The 17,934-nt window shown below is 44.0% G+C and carries 15 protein-coding genes; 7 read left to right on the top strand and 8 right to left on the bottom strand.

Annotated elements, in window-relative coordinates; genetic code table 11:
- The first annotated feature begins 116 nt into the window (after window positions 1-116).
- Entirely contained in the window at window positions 117-1,583 is a 1,467-nt protein-coding gene (locus SB775_RS10665; protein ID WP_410861571.1) for a protein adenylyltransferase SelO, read from the top strand.
- Between the two features lie 81 nt (window positions 1,584-1,664).
- On the opposite strand, the gene SB775_RS10660 is transcribed toward SB775_RS10665, so the two are convergent.
- Window positions 1,665-2,093: a MarR family winged helix-turn-helix transcriptional regulator gene (locus tag SB775_RS10660; protein WP_410861570.1), complete on the bottom strand. Its 429-nt coding sequence runs from the start codon at window positions 2,091-2,093 to the stop codon at window positions 1,665-1,667.
- Window positions 2,094-2,213: 120 nt separating this feature from the next.
- Between SB775_RS10660 and SB775_RS10655 the strand changes: the two genes are divergently transcribed.
- On the top strand, window positions 2,214-2,801 hold the full coding sequence (locus SB775_RS10655) for an NAD(P)H-dependent oxidoreductase (RefSeq protein WP_410861569.1): 588 nt from the start codon (window positions 2,214-2,216) through the stop codon (window positions 2,799-2,801).
- Between the two features lie 448 nt (window positions 2,802-3,249).
- Here SB775_RS10655 and SB775_RS10650 read toward each other — a convergent pair whose 3' ends face one another.
- The 7 genes from SB775_RS10650 to nikC all read right to left on the bottom strand — a co-directional run bounded on the left by SB775_RS10650 (window position 3,250) and on the right by nikC (window position 9,992).
- Window positions 3,250-4,578, bottom strand: coding sequence for an SLC5/6 family protein (locus SB775_RS10650; protein ID WP_410861568.1), 1,329 nt, complete (start codon window positions 4,576-4,578; stop codon window positions 3,250-3,252).
- Window positions 4,579-4,581: 3 nt separating this feature from the next.
- A complete protein-coding gene (locus SB775_RS10645) occupies window positions 4,582-5,280 on the bottom strand; it encodes an AraC family transcriptional regulator (RefSeq protein WP_061464903.1) in 699 nt (232 codons plus the stop codon).
- A complete protein-coding gene (locus tag SB775_RS10640) occupies window positions 5,277-6,044 on the bottom strand; it encodes a sensor histidine kinase (RefSeq protein WP_410861567.1) in 768 nt (255 codons plus the stop codon). The genes SB775_RS10645 and SB775_RS10640 overlap by 4 nt, the downstream gene beginning before the upstream one ends.
- A gap of 88 nt (window positions 6,045-6,132) precedes the next feature.
- Window positions 6,133-7,122 (bottom strand): ABC transporter ATP-binding protein, encoded by a 990-nt coding sequence (locus SB775_RS10635; protein WP_284149545.1) that lies wholly within the window; start codon window positions 7,120-7,122, stop codon window positions 6,133-6,135.
- Window positions 7,119-8,144, bottom strand: a complete 1,026-nt coding sequence (locus tag SB775_RS10630) for an ABC transporter ATP-binding protein (RefSeq protein ID WP_410861566.1) — start codon at window positions 8,142-8,144, stop codon at window positions 7,119-7,121. The genes SB775_RS10635 and SB775_RS10630 overlap by 4 nt, the downstream gene beginning before the upstream one ends.
- Before the next feature lie 12 nt (window positions 8,145-8,156).
- Window positions 8,157-9,077, bottom strand: coding sequence for a nickel ABC transporter permease (nikB, locus tag SB775_RS10625; protein ID WP_410861565.1), 921 nt, complete (start codon window positions 9,075-9,077; stop codon window positions 8,157-8,159).
- 12 nt (window positions 9,078-9,089) lie between these two features.
- Window positions 9,090-9,992, bottom strand: a complete 903-nt coding sequence (nikC, locus tag SB775_RS10620; RefSeq protein ID WP_061464895.1) for a nickel transporter permease — start codon at window positions 9,990-9,992, stop codon at window positions 9,090-9,092.
- Window positions 9,993-10,202: 210 nt separating this feature from the next.
- On the opposite strand from nikC, the gene SB775_RS10615 reads away from it, so the two are divergent.
- From SB775_RS10615 to SB775_RS10595, 5 genes are all read left to right on the top strand, one after another.
- Window positions 10,203-11,759 carry a glutathione ABC transporter substrate-binding protein gene (locus tag SB775_RS10615; RefSeq protein WP_410861564.1) on the top strand — a complete coding sequence of 519 codons (1,557 nt, stop codon included), beginning with the start codon at window positions 10,203-10,205 and terminating at the stop codon, window positions 11,757-11,759.
- A 66-nt stretch (window positions 11,760-11,825) separates the two neighbouring features.
- The gene (locus SB775_RS10610; protein WP_410861563.1) at window positions 11,826-13,340 is read left to right on the top strand and encodes an amidohydrolase family protein; all 1,515 of its coding nucleotides are present in this window, start codon (window positions 11,826-11,828) and stop codon (window positions 13,338-13,340) included.
- Window positions 13,337-14,836, top strand: coding sequence for an amidohydrolase family protein (locus tag SB775_RS10605; RefSeq protein ID WP_410861562.1), 1,500 nt, complete (start codon window positions 13,337-13,339; stop codon window positions 14,834-14,836). The genes SB775_RS10610 and SB775_RS10605 overlap by 4 nt, the downstream gene beginning before the upstream one ends.
- Before the next feature lie 100 nt (window positions 14,837-14,936).
- Complete coding sequence (locus SB775_RS10600) at window positions 14,937-16,502, top strand: glutathione ABC transporter substrate-binding protein (protein ID WP_410861561.1); 1,566 nt, start codon at window positions 14,937-14,939, stop codon at window positions 16,500-16,502.
- A gap of 167 nt (window positions 16,503-16,669) precedes the next feature.
- Window positions 16,670-17,917 carry an amidohydrolase family protein gene (locus tag SB775_RS10595; protein WP_410861560.1) on the top strand — a complete coding sequence of 416 codons (1,248 nt, stop codon included), beginning with the start codon at window positions 16,670-16,672 and terminating at the stop codon, window positions 17,915-17,917.
- Window positions 17,918-17,934 lie beyond the last annotated feature (17 nt).

The following is a 17,934-nucleotide window of genomic DNA, read 5'->3' as shown; positions in this document are numbered from 1 at the left end:
AATTGGCAGAAGTAGACATTAATATGAACTGCCACTGAGTTTTATCGCGTGGATTAACTGAATCTCGAGAGAAAGAACCTTTATACAATAAAGTCAAAACAAGAAAAGGAGAAACCATGACAAATGAAACTGGATGGAATTTAGACAATAGTTATGCCCGGCTTCCGGAAAAATTTCACACGAGCACGAACCCGACTCCTGTACGTTCACCGGAGTTGATCATTCTCAATGAACGGGTGGCTGAATTCCTTGGTTTGGACGTTCAAAAGCTTCAAAGTGATGATGGCGTGGCGGTGTTTGCCGGAAACGAGCTTCCAGAGGGTGCTTCGCCTCTTGCCCAGGCTTACGCGGGGCATCAATTCGGGCATTTTAATATGTTAGGGGACGGCCGGGCGATATTGCTTGGCGAGCAGGTCTTATCCGAAGGCGAGAGGGTCGATATCCAGCTGAAGGGTCCGGGAAGAACGCCATATTCCCGCGGGGGCGATGGCCGGGCTGCACTTGGACCGATGCTGCGCGAATACATCATCAGCGAAGCGATGCACGGGCTCGGTATTCCTACCACCCGAAGTCTGGCAGTGGTTACGACCGGTGAAACGGTGATCCGTGAAACCGGGCTGCCTGGTGCCATCATGACCCGTGTGGCTTCGAGCCATCTTCGTGTCGGAACCTTTCAATTCGCTGCAAAATGGGGCACGGTCGAGGAACTCCGGACCCTTGCCGACTATGCAATAAAGCGTCATTTTCCAGACATTGAAGCAGATGAAGCCGATGAAAGCCGTTATCTCTCGCTGCTGCAGGAAGTGGTCAAGCGTCAGGCTGAGCTCATTGCCCAATGGCAGCTGGTTGGCTTCATTCATGGGGTGATGAACACCGACAACATGACGATCAGCGGAGAAACCATCGATTATGGCCCTTGCGCCTTCATGGATGCCTATGACCCTGCAACAGTATTCAGTTCAATTGATACTCAAGGCCGCTATGCCTATGGTAACCAGCCGATAATTGGGGGTTGGAATCTTGCGCGATTCGCCGAATCCCTATTGCCGCTGTTACATGATGACGAGGATCAGGCCGTTACACTGGCCCAAGATAAGATTTCTGTTTTTAATGATCTGTATCACACTAATTGGTTAGCGGGAATGAGAGCAAAACTGGGGTTATTCAACGAAGAGACACAGGATGAAGCCCTTATTAATGGCATCCTCAGTATGATGAAAAAGCATGGTGCCGACTATACCAATACCTTCCGTGCTTTGACCTTAGATAAGATGGCGGATACGGTCCTTTTCGGGACACCTGAATTCGCCCAGTGGCAAGAGCTCTGGTTGGCTAGACTAGGCAGGCAGAAGGAATCGAAGGAATCTTCGAATCAGTTGATGGAGAAAAGCAATCCTGCAGTGATTCCACGGAATCACCGGGTTGAAGAGGCATTGGAAGCGGCAGTGGAACAAGGGGACTACAGCGTGATGGAACGGCTTTTGGATGTTCTCTCAAACCCTTATGCACACTCTGATGAACAAGCCAAATACTCCACACTGCCTGCGTCAACAACGCCTTACCGAACCTTTTGCGGTACCTGATTATAATGGAGATTATAAAGGAGCTCCCGAGACTGAAGTTGATTCTTTGTCAACTTCAGTCTCGGGAGCCTTTTTGTTTATTTAGTAAAAAAGTTTAGTTTGAAGAATGTCCATTGCGCGCTCAATATCCGCTAAATCTTCCTTTGATGCCTGTTGCAGCCGGCTTTGGAAACGGGACTCCACGATTGCAAAAGCCTCGTTCATCATCGTTTCCCCCTCTTTGGAGAGGCGGATGTATTGTTTCCGTCTATCTTCCGGATCACTTATTTTTTCAATTAAATTCTTTTCGCTTAATTTTTTCAGTTCACGGCTCGTGTTAGGCATGGAGATGTGCTGACAGTCACTGATTTCACTTGGAGTGACAGGCTGACTGACTGTTATATATTCAAGAATGTGATATTGTACCGGCGTGATGGAATCGGGTTTGGCGTTTTGGGTCAATTCGTGTGTCACTTGATGTACGGAAGTTGTAAATGTGACCATTTTTTCAAAAAGAGCTTTTTTGTCCATAACTTTCACCTCTTACTGAGAAGATATCAAAAGTGTTATCAAAATACAATTATCATTTGACAACAAAAAAGGCGTTGTTGTATTATTGTTATCAAATGATAAGTAAATAGGGGGAACGTCATGAACATGCTGGTCATTTACACATATCCAAATCATGAAAGTTTAAGCTATGCCTTTTTACAAAAAGTCATCAAGGGAAGTAAGGAGAACACCCACATAAAGGGGCTGCAGGTCTTGGATTTATATGAAGAGGGCTTTAATCCGCTCTTGGAGTTCAATGAGCATAAACGAAGGCGTGATATGCATCGTGATCCTCAGCTTGAAAAATATAGAAATCAAATTACTTGGGCCGATAAGATTGTCTTTGTTTATCCAATCTGGTGGGGGAGGCCTCCCGCAATGCTGATGGGATACATTGATCAATTATTTTCTTCGAATTTCGCCTACAGGGATAAAAAGGGATTGTTCCCAGAAGGCCTTCTTAAAGGAAAGTCGGTCGTATGTGTATCAACGATGAAGGGACCTGCAAAGTATCCGCTTCTCTGGTTGAATGATGCGCATAAAATCTTGATGAAAAGAGCGTTATTCAATTTTGTCGGAATCAAAAAAGTGAAGTTTTTCGAATTCGGTAATATGGAAAGCCCAAAGGGGAAACAAACCCAAAAGCTAGAAAAGGTTTATCGGTATTTCAGTAAGGTGGCAAGCTAAGTTATTACGTGATTGATAGAGGCACTTGATTTGGATATTTTGCGATGACCTTGATTTAAAGGGCAAGAGTCTTGATTGATTAAGATTAAAACTCCATAAAAACTAGATGATAATTGATTTTGCTTTCTTGATTTCCACTCCAGGCACTCGCTTTCCGCGGGCGGTCCGCCCGCGGCGCTTCTTGTGCCTGCGGAGTCTCCCTTGGACGCGCTTTTCTAAGCAGAAGTCCCGCACCTTCCGTTCAATTAACTTTGCTTTGAAATATAGATAAAATTTCTGGTTTGAATAAGGTTAGTTTCTCGAAAAGGTAGTTCCTATGCGAAATGCTTCATCTGTTTTTTAAACTTTGGGTTGCCGACATATGTCGGCAACTTTTCTTTTTTTATCGCTTTACATGTAACAGATTACATAGTTTGTTATGTAACCACTTAGCTGTGCAGCTTCGTAATCATTCCCGTTTTGTTTTCACTAAAATCCATTTGTTCTTGATGAAGGTAAGGATCATACAAATCACTATGATCGTCAATGAAGCTAATCCACTTAACCATATGCTTTGGAATTCACTTACATAAGGCTTGATGATGTATGAGGCAACGATGGCCAGGACCGCGCTTATCGGTATGAAATCAGCGACTTTCCCTTTGCTGAATACGATAACAAGGATTGGAGCCAGCAATGCTGAATATACATTACCTGAATAAAATAAAAGCTCTAAAAGGTTTGGGGAATAGAAGAGCGTAGCTACGAAAACCAATCCTCCAATACAGGTTGCAAGAAGGCAGGCCATCCTTATTTTTTGCTGGTCGCTTTTTATCGTTTGAAAGGGTACAAGAATATTGGCTACGATCAGGCTTATCAATGAATGCAGGCAGGCACCGAATGTTGAGGTGATTGCACTGAAGGCACAGAGCACAAAAAGGATGAAAAAGAATGGTGTTGTTATCTTGTTTGCCAATCCAGCCAAAATCGAGTGTATGTCAGTGAAACCGCCCGTAAAGATAACCATGATGAACAGGGATGAAAAGGAGAGCGGGAATATGATCCATATAAGGCCAGATAAAGAGAATGTTAAGGGGACTTTTTTCAGCTCTATCATAAATAATCGCTGCCATGATGTCAGGTCAAAGAAAAACTGGCCGAACCCGACAAGAAGTCCTGCAAAAAGAAAACTCCATAGATCATACTTATTGATTACGAGCATGTATGGATGGTATAAACGAATCCCATCATAAACAGGCTGAATCCCTTCTTTGACGAAAAAGTATAAAGGAATCAAGATAACGGCGGCAAACATGAAGACGACTTGAAAAGCTGCGAATCCATGAATGAGCTTTAACCCGCCGAAGCCAGCAAAAAGAACACAAAAACCGAAAAAAAAGAACAACCCGACATATAGCGGCGTATCGAAAAGAAACTGGCATAGGGTGGACGCTGCCATTCCCTGGATGAATAAAGTATATAAGCTGGTCATGACCAGGATCACGATCAATATCCAATATCCCAAAGGATGAAGCCTGGTTTTTAAATAGTCCCCGATGGTCAATCCCACTGGGAAATCCTGCCGGACCCTCTTCCCGATGAAGCTGAACATGAACAGGGCGATCGCTCCCATAAGAGCATAGCCGATCCCTCCGAAAACTCCATACTTCACCATCGATTCAGGGGAGGATAATATCGTGGTTCCTGTGACCCAGCGTGCCAGGAGGGAGATGATCCCTAAGCCCATCCCAATTTGAATGGGGCCTTGTACGTATTCTTGAAATGTACGTTGTCGCAATGTTCATTTTCCTTTCTCGCGGAACTCTTTGGGCGTGATTCCCTCTATCTTCCGGAATAAAGTGCTGAAATAATGCTGGCTATTGAAACCTGAGTTCTCAGCGACATCTGATATGCTCCAGCTGGTGTTATTGGTTAAGGCCCTTTTAGCCGCTTTTATTCTATATTGCATTATATATTCCGAAAAGGAAGTGCCGACTTCTTCATGGAATTTCCTGCTTAAATAAGTCGGGTTGGTATGCACTTCACGAGCGATATCCGAAAGGGAGAGTTTTTCAGCATAATTTTCATGTATGAATGAAAGAGAATGGTGAATCAGGGTTGAATAGTTATGGGAAGACTCCCTTTTATCATACCTGGATAGCACTTTCTGCAAATCGCTTTCTATTACAGGCTTCGTTAAATAATCAACCACGCCTATCCTTATGGATTGCTGGGCATAATCGAAACTTTGATGCGCGGTCACCATTATGATTTCCACTTCTTTGTTTAGTGCCCTTAGGTCTTCACCAAATTCAAGACCCGATCGCCCCGGGAGATTAATATCCAGGAAAGCGAGATTAATTTTATAATTTTGATTGAAGGTAAGTGCCTGACAGGCATCAGCAGCTTTATGAAACTTCCAAAAAGGATAAATGGACTGAATCATATATTCCATTTGTTCAAGGACCAATGGTTCGTCATCAACTAATAACACATTCATTCCGGGGCCGCCTCCTCCATTTTCTTATCATAAACAAGTGGCCATGATACCTCTACCTTTGTTCCCGATTCATTAGAAGATATATTCAATTGTGCACGGTCACTGAAATACAGATATAAACGTTTTTGGATATTATCCAGGCCATGGCCGCCTTCTTCAGTAACGGAAGATGCATTTCCCATTAATCCATTATCCGCCACTTCCAGATACACCATCTGCGAATCCCGATAGAACCGGATATGCAGAAGGGCTTCCCCCACTTTTTTTTCCAATCCGTGTTTAAACGAATTTTCCACTAAGGTCTGGAGAATGAAAGGGGGTACCAGTGCGATTGATAATGGGTTTGGGCAATCCATATCAATCTTAAGGCGGTCACCAAAACGTAGGGTCTGGATGTCGAGATAATGCTGGGTATACTGAATTTCCTGGGAAAGGGGGATTAATGGTTCTGAAGCTTTATATTTGAATTTCAAGAATTGTGAAAATGCCTCTAAGGCCCGTATCAATTCAGCCGTCCTGTTCAGGCGGGCCAAGCCCAAAATGACATTTAGTGTATTAAATAAAAAGTGGGGCTGGATTTGCTGGTTCAATTTATTATATTGTGCTTCTTGCAGTGCTTGCTCCAGGCGTATCTCTTTGTTTCTATTTTCAAGAAGGTCGATCCTTTTCTCGAATATGAATAAAAATAAAAGAGCGATAGCTCCCATGATGGGAGCTAAAATGAAGAGCATGATAATTAACGTGAATCCCTCGTAACTAAGCATGGAGAACCTCTGCTGGTTATATTTTTAAATTACTTGAATTATTCTGTTTATTAGTATCATACTAAAGACCCCTCCGGAAATCTACAACTTATGACACAATGTGACAGGCCACTTGATGATTTTGTGCTGAGAGCTTTAGCTCGGGTAACTGTGTTTTACAGATGTCCATCGCAAAAGGGCACCGTGTATGGAAGCGGCAGCCGCTAGGAGGATCGATGGGTGAGGGGACATCACCCGTTAATAGGATTCGTTCTCTTTCATGCACCGGATTCGGTACTGGGATGGCAGATAGCAATGCTCTCGTATATGGATGCTGCGGCTGTTCGAAAATGGACTTTTTATCTGCTATTTCGACTATCTTTCCGAGATACATGACCATTACGCGATCCGAGATATGCCTGACCACTCCCAAATCATGTGAGATGAAAAGAAAGGTAAGATCGAACTGTCGCTGTAAGGATTTTAATAGATTCAGTACTTGTGCTTGAATGGAGACATCAAGTGCAGATACAGCTTCGTCACAAATGATCAATTTTGGGTCTACTGCAAGAGCCCGCGCAATGCCGACCCGCTGTCTCTGGCCGCCGCTGAATTCGTGCGGGTATCTTTCCATGGACTCCGGTCTCAGCCCCACATGGCCCAATAATTCTTCAATCCTGCTCTTTCGTTTTTCTTTAGGCACCACATTTTGGATGGCCAAAGCTTCTCCGAGGATTTGCCCTATAGTCTGCCTAGGATTAAGAGAGGCAAATGGATCTTGAAAAATAACTTGCAAGTCCTTCCTGGTGCTCCTCATTTCTTTTTTTCCTAAACTGAGTAAATCCTTGTCCTGAAAGTGAATGCTCCCGCTTGTAGGTTCATCCAATCGAAGGATGGCCCTTCCGGTGGTCGATTTTCCGCAGCCTGATTCGCCCACTATGCTTAAGGTTTCACCCTGATAGATATGGAAGCTAATATCATCAACGGCTTTTACATGATTGACGGTTCTTCCGAAAAATCCACCCTTGATCGGAAAATATTGTTTCAATTGATCTACTTTAAGCAAAACCTTTTTCTCTGCAACTGGTACCCCCATCATAAAACCCCCACCTCCTCTTGATTGTTATAGTCCTTCTCCCATTGGGGGGTGAACATCCAGCAGCTGACCTGGGTGCTTGGGCCGGTTGCCTGGAGATCCGGTACGGCTTGTTCACAAATGCTCTTCTTATTTGCACAGCGGGGAGCAAAGCTGCAGCCTTTGGGCATGTTGTAAGGACTTGGAACAGTCCCGGGAATTGTAGTCAGTTCTTCCTGGTCCATATCCAATCGTGGAAGGGATTTTAATAAACCGATGGTGTATGGATGTTTTGGGTTTGTGAATATTTCCTTGGCCAACGTATATTCAACTATTTTTCCTGCGTACATGACGGCAACCCGGTCACAGGTTTCGTATACGACACCCAGATCATGAGTGATCAAAATGACTGCCGTCCCGAAATCCTTTTGCAGCGTCTTGATCAGTTCGAGGATTTGGGCCTGTATCGTCACATCCAGTGCCGTTGTAGGTTCATCCGCTATTAAAACCTCAGGGTGGCAGGCAAGTGCCATGGCAATCATGACCCTTTGCCTCATTCCGCCGCTTAGCTCATGCGGCTCCTGTTTTGCCCTTTTTTCAGGTGAGGGAATCCCGACGAGCCGAAGCATGTCGACGGCTTTGTTCCATGCTTCTTTTTTTCCCAGATTTTGATGGAGCCGGATGGCTTCTGCAATTTGCTCACCTGCTGAATATACGGGATTCAATGATGTCATCGGCTCTTGGAATATCATCGAAATTTCATTACCGCGTATAGATCGCATCTGTTTTTCAGTCTTCGTAAGCAGATCCTCCCCTTTAAAAAGGATGCTGCCCCCGGCAATCTTTCCAGGGGGCGATGGAATAAGCCTTAATAATGATAAGGATGTTATACTTTTACCACTTCCAGACTCCCCGACGATTCCGAGGGTTTCCCCTTTATTGAGGGAGAAACTGATTCCGTTGACTGCTTTACTCGTTCCTTCGTCAGTGAAAAAGTGGGTCTGCAGATTTTTTACCTCCAGTATTTTATCATCAACCTGTTTCATCATCCTACCTCCTTAATTCAAGTCTATTCTTTTGTTAAAGTATCGATAGAGGACATCCACTGCCAAATTCATGAATACGAAGATAACGGAAGCAATAAGGACCCCGCCTTGAACCATTGGCAAATCCCTCGTTCTGATTGCATCAACTATCAATCTCCCAAGACCATTGATGGCAAATACGGACTCTGTCAATACTGTACCGCCGAGTAGTGCACCGAACTGGAGGCCCACGACCGTAATGACGGGGATAAGCGCATTTTTCAGGCCATGTTTATAAATGATGACATATTCTTTTAATCCCTTTGCTCTTGCAGTCCGGATGTAGTCCTGGCGAACGACTTCGAGCATGCTCGACCTGGTCATCCTTGCTACAATGGCCGCTCCGCCGGCCCCAAGGGTTATGGCTGGGAGAATCATGTGCCTAATGGTTCCCCAACCTGAAACCGGAAACCAATGAAGGTTTACGGAAAAGAAGTAGATAAGCATCAGACCTAACCAGAAACTAGGTAATGAGATTCCTAATAAAGCAACGATCATGATGGAAATGTCAGATACCGAGTATTGCTTGGTTGCCGAGATGATTCCTGCCAGCATTCCCAGGACAACGGTTATGAAAATGCTTGCAAGTGCCAGTTCAAGGGTGATTGGCAAGCGGACCATGATTTCGTCCAAAACAGGGCGGCTGCTGCGGAGAGATTCTCCAAAGTCACCTTGTAGAGCATGAATGATATAGTCTGCATACTGATAGAGGATTGGACGATCAAGGCCAAGATCATGTCGCAGCGATTCAATCGTTTCTTTAGTAGCCCCTTCACCTGCAAGCAGTGTTGCCGGATCTCCAGGGACCATTTGCATGATGAGGAAAACAACAAGACTCACTCCTAGTAAAACCGGTATGGTTTGAAAGACCCGTCGGATTATAAAAACGAACATTTTCTCTCCTCCTTATTTTTTCATTCTTGGATCCAGGGCATCTCTAAGTCCATCCCCGAAGACGTTGAAACCCAGCACCAGTGTTGATATGGCTATTCCGGGAAACAAGGCGATGTGAGGGGCGCTGAACAAATAATCCCGACCGCTGCTCAGCATGGCTCCCCATTCCGGTGAGGGAGGCTGGGCTCCCAATCCAAGGAATGATAATCCGGCTGCCGACAGAATGGCCGTTGCCAGACGTAATGTAGCTTGAACGATGACGGGTGATAGAATATTCGGAAAAATGTGCTTGCGTATGATCGTGAAGTCAGTGGCTCCCAATGCACGAATGGCATCGATATATTCCAGCTTCCTGACTGACAATGTGGAACCGCGTACAATCCGGGCAAACATCGGTATGGAAAAGACACCGACCGCTACCATTACATTGATTAAACTTGGGCCAAGGGCACTAATGATGGCAAGAGCCAGCAATATTCCCGGGAAAGCCAGCAGAACATCGACAATCCTCATAATGATGGTATCGATCCATTTTCCGTAATAACCTGCTGTTAACCCAAGCAGTATGCCGATGAACGCCCCGAAGAATACAGAGACAAACCCAACCGTTAATGAAAGCCTCGTTCCATATAATAATCTGCTTAAAATATCCCTTCCCTTATCATCCGTACCCATCCAATGTTCGGCTGACGGAGGCTGGAGTTTGTGGACTAAATCAATTTCATAGGGATCCTGTGGTGAAATCAAAGGTGCAAACATGGCCAATAAAATATAAAAAAGTACGATGTACCCGCCTATCAATGCCAATTTATTTCTCTTGAATTTTTTATAAAAAGCTTTCCAGTTTCTTAGTTTTGGAGATTTTCTTTCGTTTACCTTCAATTCGGTATTATTCAAGACGACCTCTGGCTTCATTGGATTTCCTCCTTTTCTTTCATTAAATTTATTCAAAATATGTATTGAAGTAAATATGATGCGGAAAAGCAGTAAAGATAATTAAAAAATGAGTAAAGATTCTGAAAATATAAAATTCTTTTTTTTCTTATAATTTGAAGTAAGCCCGATGTACTCATAGCTGAAAGTTACTTGGAGAAACAAAGGCAGGTTGAAAAGGGAGGAAATAGAATGAGAAAAGGTATGATTGGGGTTCTATTCGCATCGTTATTAGGCATCTCATCCATTTTATCTGGGTGTGCAACAGATCAAACCGGCAGCAAGGAACCGGAAGAAAAAGCGAAAGAAGGAGGTACACTAATCGTCGCCCGATTATCTGACGCGACCATCCTGGACCCTCACTTCATAACAGACATTCCATCAGCAAACGTCGTTTATGAAAAGGTTTATCAAACATTGGTCGTTCCTGATAAAAACATGGATCCTAAGCCGCTGCTGGCAAAAGAGTGGAAACAACTGGATGATGTCACTTGGGAATTTAAATTGCAAGAGGGTGTCAAGTTCCATGATGGAGCTCCATTCAATGCCGAAGCGGTGAAAACCAATTTCGACAGGATACTGGATCCGGCAACAGCTTCCCCGCAGGCTGGTAAATTGGAAATGATCAAAGAAATTAAAGTGGTTGACGATACTACCGTACAATTCAAGCTGAAATATCCTTATGCTCCACTGTTATCTATTTTAGTTAGTAATGAAGGAAGCATCATCAGCCCTAAAGCCATTAAGGAGCATAGTGATAAACTAGGCCAAAACCCCGTTGGGACAGGACCCTTCATTTTTAAATCGTGGAAGCCCGGTGAAGAGATCGTACTTTCGAAAAACGAGGACTACTGGGGGGATGAACCTAAGATTGATGGGGTAGTATTCAAGGTTGTACCTGAAGATGCTACGAGGATTGCGATGATTGAAACGGGTGAAGCACATGTGACCGATCAAGTGCCAGTGACCGAGATTGAGAGGATCGAAGCATCGGACACGATGGATTTATATCGCACGGAGGGACTTGCAGTTGAATACCTAAGCTTCAATGTTAAGAAAAAACCTTTCGATGATGTACGTGTCCGTAAAGCGGTCGCACATGCCATCGAGGTCGATTCGATTATCAAAGGGGTTTATAACGACGTCGGTACGAGGGCAAATTCAACAATGAGCCCAAAGGTGTTTGGCTATGATCCGGATATAAAAGGCTACGACTATGATATTAATGAATCGAAGAAGCTCTTGACTGAAGCAGGGGTCAAGGATGGCTTGGAGTTTACACTGACAACGAGTGATCGTAAGGAAAGGATCAACATGGCGGAGGTGATTCAATCCCAGTTAAAAGGAATTGGAATTAAGGTCAAGATTCAGGTCCTTGAGTATGGGGCTTACATTGACGCGACCGCTAAGGGCGAGCACCAAGTATCGATAGGCGGCTGGGGCAATGCTACCGGCGATGGAGATTATAATCAATTCAATCTTTTTGATAGCAAATCCCAAGGTGCTGCGGGAAATAGTTCATTCTATAGCAATCCGGAAGTGGATAAATTGATTGAAAATGCACGTCAAGAATCGGATGGCGATAAACGTAAGGAACTATATTCGAAGGCACAAGAAATTGAAAGGGAAGAAGTTCCATATGTTCCTATTCGCAACTATGAGCACTTGGCCGTATATGGAGGGACGGTTAAAGGGCTTTGGCTGAATCCGGCAAATTATTTAATGCTCGATGATGTAACCGTGAAGTAGGGAATTCAGCAAAAAAGGAAGGCAGCATAAGGATGTTATGCTGCCTTCTCAATTAGGAGGGGAAATATGATTGATTTACTGCTAATCCATGGGACCGTGATAACCATGGATCAAAACAGGAGAATTCTGTCGGATGGCGCCATCGCCATAAATCAAGGAAGGATTTTAGCCGTTGATGCAACCGAGAAACTGCAATTGAAGTATGAGGCTGTAAAGGTCATTGATTGCAGCCATCAGTGTATATTGCCCGGATTAATAGACGTTCATGGTCATGGGGGGCATTCCATGTTCAAAACGATAGCGATGGAGAATATTGATTTTTGGATGCCCATCATGACAAATACGTATAAACATTTTGTAACAGATGATTTTTGGTACTACGAAGGAAAGCTCTCCTCTCTTGAGAGATTAAAGGCGGGTGTGACAACAGGTGTGAGCATTTTAGGGTCCATGCCACGATCCGATGAACCGATTTTCGCCATCAATCACGCAAAAGCATACGCCGAAGTGGGGATCAGGGAAGTGGTTTGCACCGGGCCCTGCAACCCTCCATGGCCACATTCGTTCAGTCGGTGGATTGACGGAAAGAGAATGGTAAAGGAAGTTTCCTATGAAGAAGTATTGAAGGGGGCAGAAGCTGTAATCGAGGCACTGAACCATGCAAATGAAGACCGCACGAGAGCCTTCATTACACCATTTGTCATCGTTACATCCGTTGATCCTTCCAATCCCACATCTCCTGACAGGCTTTATGGGCTGAATGAACATGATCTTTATCAAGCGAAGAAAATAAGGGAGATTGCCAGGAAATATAACACACGGATACACTCTGATGCCTTTGGCGGGATGATTCATTTAGCGATACAGGATAAGGAAAATGCCTTGTTGGGTCCAGATGTTCATTTACAGCACTGTCGCGGCATTTCCTTCGATGAGGCAAGAATATTGGCGGAAACAGGTACAAACGTCAGTGCATCACCTGGATTTGGCCAGGTTCATGCACGTACCCCCATAACCGAATTATTGGAGATGGGGGCAACTGTGGCAATCTCCACGGATGGGACTTCCCCTTCCACAAGTTTCGATATGTTCCAGGCAATGAGGAAAACACAGTTTGTTCACCAGGCAGCCCTTAGGGATTACTATTATTTACCCCCAGGCAAGCTGTTGGAAATGATCACGATAGATGCTGCGAAATGCATTGGCTGGGATGATGAAATAGGCTCCCTGGAGATTGGGAAAAAAGCCGATGTCATTACGGTCAATCTGCATCAGCCACATCTGACCCCTGAATTCATGCATGTTCATCGGCTTGTGTTTCAAGCAGTGGCGAATGATGTGGAGCATGTCATCGTGGATGGGAAATTGATCATGGAAGGGAGGAATGTACGGACCGTTCATGAAAGTACAGTGCTTGATGAAGCGAATGAGGAGGCCTTTTCAACGATAAAGCGTGCCGGGCTCGAAAAGTATATGCAACCGACGAAATATTTCTGGGGACACGCCAGGGCATATGTAGATGAAAAGCGATATGACGAACGAGAAGACGCTGCCGGCCATGCGGAAAGGGGAATAAGATGAAAACCAAGCTTAAAGGAAGATATGTAATTGGGTATGATGGGTGCGATCATGTCATTTTGGAAAACGCAGAGATCGTTTATGAAAAAGACACGATACTGTATGTAGGGAAAAATTACAATGAAGAAGTGGACGAGGTAATGGATGCCGGTAACGCCATTATCAGTCCTGGGTTCATAGATTTAAATGCATTAGGGGACATTGACCATGATATTTTACATTTTGAAGCCAGTACCAACAGACAGAAAAACCTTCTCTGGTCAGAGAATCATATACAAAGCGGACATCCCGAATTAATGACCGAGGAAGAAGAATCCTTTAAATCTTTATATGCTTATTCACAACTCATTCTTTATGGTGTGACGACGGCCATGCCTATCACTTCCGTTTTTTATAAAAGCTGGGCCGAAACCTATGAAGAATTGGCAGCTGCGGCAAAACATGCAGCTGAATTGGGGTTAAGGATTTACCTGGGCCCGAGTTTCCAATCAGGAATGAGAGTCGTCCAGCCTAACGGAAATATAAAACTGCATTGGGATGAAAAAGCCGGTAAAGCGGGATTGCAAAAAGCGGTGGAGTTTGTAGAAAAATTCGATGGAGCCCATGGAGGTATGGTCAGAGGGATGCTCGCTCCAGAACGCATAGAGTCCCAAACGGCAGAGCAATTAAAACAGATCAAATATTACAGCGAAAAATTGGATGTCCCGATTAAGCTCCATGCCGCACAAGGAAGTTTTGAATTCAACACCATCTGGGAGGCCCATCATGTTACACCGATCAGATATTTGTACGACCTTGGTTTTCTCGGTCCAAGAACAGGGATCCCGCATGCCCACTTTGTTTCAGGATACAGTGGAGCGAAATATGGACAGGGTGATGACTTGGCGCTACTAAGAGAAACGAATACAACGGTGATTCATTGCCCCCTGATTATCGGGAGGCATGGGGAAGCGTTAGAATCATTCGCTAAATATAAAAGGGCTGGGATCAATATAGCCCTTGGAACGGACACCTTCCCTCCGGATATGTTCCAGAACGTAAGGATAGGGAGCATGCTCTCACGGATGGTGGAAGGAGAAACGGATGGCTCTGTCTATGCCGATTTCTTTCGGTCAGCCACACTTGATGCGGCTGCTTTTCTTGGCAGGAACGATCTTGGCCGCATTGCAGCAGGGGCAAAAGCTGATATCATTGCGATTGATTTGGACAGATATCATATGGGCGTTATCGATGATCCCATTCGGACCATGTTCGTGAGTGGGTCTGGGAGGGACGTTAAATTATCCATCATAAATGGAAAAGTAGTCATGAAGGATCAAAAAATCCCCAATCTTGATTTAAAAGAAATCAAATATAAGGGGCAAAAGTATTTTGATAAGATGAGAAGGGGATATCTGGAAAGAGATTATCAGAAGCTTCCCGAGAAAGAATTGTTTAAGCCATCATTTAAGATCGTGGAATCGATAAGCGATGCAAAAGCCATTTGTGAAAACAAGTAAAGAAAATGAAAAACATAGTAAAGATTTTCAAAATAAATAGTCAGAATATTTCCTATAATTAGATAAGTGTTCAAAAAATGAAATTTGGAGGTCGAAGTCCATGGGATTGAAGCGTGGGGCAGGAAAGCTTTTCCTAGTCATGTTCATGGTTATCATCATTACTGGCTGTTCTTCTAACAATGACGTAAGCACAACGGAAAATGAGCAAAACATTGCATCAAAAGAAGGGGGTACACTGGTCATTGCCCGTTTATCCGACGCTGAGAATTTGGATCAGCAGTTCATGTCCACGATTAATGCCGCGAGTGTCACCCACCATAAAATCTATGAAGGTCTTGTCCAGCGAGATGAGAATAGTGAGATACAGCCTATGCTGGCCGAAAAATGGAAGCAAATAAATGACACGACCTGGGAGTTCAAGCTTAGGCATGATGTAACGTTTCATGATGGCACTCCATTTAATTCAGCTGCAGTAAAAAAGACGTTTGATCGACTATTGGATCCGTTGGTCGCTTCTCCTAGAGCGGTAGTATTCGATATGGTAAAAGAAGTGAAACCGGTTGATGAATATACCGTGCAATTCATTCTGAAGGAACCTTTTTCCCCGCTGCTTTCCATCTTGGCGAATCACGAAGGCGGAATCATCAGTCCAAAAACGATTGAAAAGTACGGAAAAAAAATTATCCAAGAACCGAATGGAACAGGTCCTTTCGTTTTTGATTCATGGTCACCAGGCCAAGAAATTACCTTGATGAAAAACAAAAATTATTGGGGAGACAAGCCAAAGGTGGACAAAGTTATCTTCAAGGTCGTCCCTGAAGATTCCACGAGGATATCGATGATAGAAACGGGAGAAGCACATATTGCAGAACCTCTTCCTGTAGCTGTCATGGACCAGGTAGAATCCTCAGCGGCTATGGATGTTTACCGCAATGAAGGGTATGGTACCGAATATATAGGATTTAATGTAAATAAAGAACCGTTTAATGATGTCCGTGTTCGTAAAGCCATAGCCCATGCCATTGAAATGGATTCCATTATTAAGGGTGTCTTTAATAATGTAGGTGTAAAGGCAAATTCCTTAATGGGATCTAAGGTATTCGGGTACGACGCTGATCTGAAAACCTATGATTACAATCTTAAAGAAGCAAAGAAATTGATGGCTGAAGCTGGTTATTCTAAAGGTCTTGATGCAACCATTCTAACAATGGATAGTAAAGAAAGAGTTAATTTGGCGGAAGTACTTCAATCACAGTTAAAAGGTATCGGAATCCATTTGAAGGTTCAGGTCATGGAGTACGGTTCGTTCGTTGAACAAGTAAATAAAGGGCAATCGGAAATGTTCATCATCAGTTGGAGAAACGCGACAGGGGATGCCGATTATAATCAATATAATCTATTTCATACGGAATCACAGGGAGCGGCTGGAAATACCTTCTTTTACAGCAATCCAAAGGTTGATAATTTAATAGATGCCGCCCGTAAAGAAAAAGACGACGAGAAACGCAAAGATCTATACGCAGAAGCACAAGAGATTGAGATGAGTGATACCCCATATATTCCTGTAAGGGTCATTGAAAATGTTGCCGCAGTCTCGAAAGGTGTAAAAGGGTTTTCAATCAGTCCTTCAGGCTATCTGGAAATAAATGAAGTAACGATAAAGTGATGGGGAGATAAGAAGAAAGGGTTCATCCATTAGGGTGAGCCCTTTTTTCTTTGGCACAATAAGTAAAAATAACATAAAAAAGAGTAAAAATTCTGAAATTATTAGATGACCTTTAGAATTATAATGAAAGGGACGCATGTTCAATCTGGAATGGAAGGGTGAGTTTAATGTCAGAATCGTATTGGTTGACGAATGTACGCTTGGAAAATGGTTTTACTTATGATGAAAATGAAACGATTACCGGTACTGAAACGGGAAATTACCACATTAAGATTGAAAATGGAATAATATCATCCATTTTATTAGCGAAGGAATCGATAACAGATCAGGACCCACAGCATGATGTTCACGGTCTCCTGATGGTCCCTTCATTTAAAGAAATGCATATTCACATTGATAAAACGTACTATGGCGGACCTTGGAAGGCTTGCATGCCTGCCATTAATGGCGTGAAAACCCGGATAGAGGAAGAGCAGGTCTTACTGCCTGAGTTATTGCCTACCGCTAAAGTAAGAGCAGAAAAAATGCTGGATTTATTATTGGACTTCGGATCTACCCATATACGCACCCATTGTAACATTGACCCCGTGATAGGCCTGAAAAATTTAGAGGCCACCATTCAAGCGTTAGAAGGGTATAAGGATAAATTGACGTATGAAATCGTCGCATTCCCACAGCATGGACTATTACGTTCCAATTCCGCAGGATTACTACGGGAGGCCATGAAGTATGGGGCGAATCTTGTAGGAGGCGTGGATCCCGCCACAATTGATGAAAATATAGAGCGGTCCCTTGAAACGATCATGGATATCGCGGTTGAATCTAATTCCGATATCGATGTCCATTTACATGATCCGGATCAGCTTGGACTCTTTACGATGCAACGTCTCGCTTCCATGACGGAAGACGCAGGCTGGCAAGGAAGGGTAACGGTTAGCCACGCCAGCGGTTTGGCAGATCTTTCAGTTCCAGAAGCAACGAGTATAGCCGAAAGGTTTTCGGAAACAGGAATATCTATTACATCCACAGTGCCTATCTTCAGGACGATCCCCATCCCCCTGCTCCATGAAAAAGGGGTGAAAGTCGAACTGGGTAATGACAGCATCACTGACCATTGGACACCCTTTGGCATTGGGGACAATCTGGAAAAGGTCGGCCGCCTTGCAGAGAGGTTTCGCATGATTGACGAACGCTCATTAGCTAAAAGCCTGCAATTCATAACGGGAGGAACTACCCCATTAAACCAAGACGGGATCAAGGCATGGCCTAATGTCGGGGATGTGGCGAATATCGTTTTGCTTGAAGCAAGCTGTTCAGCGGAAGCGGTGGCCCGAAGATCAAAGCGTGCCGCTGTCATCTTCAGGGGCAATGTTGTTAGCGGATCTATTTCATCTTTCGAGACGACAGGTGTTTAATCTTCCATTAAAGAGAG

Source organism: Peribacillus sp. SIMBA_075 (assembly GCF_046534585.1).
This window is presented reverse-complemented; position numbering and strand designations above follow the sequence as displayed.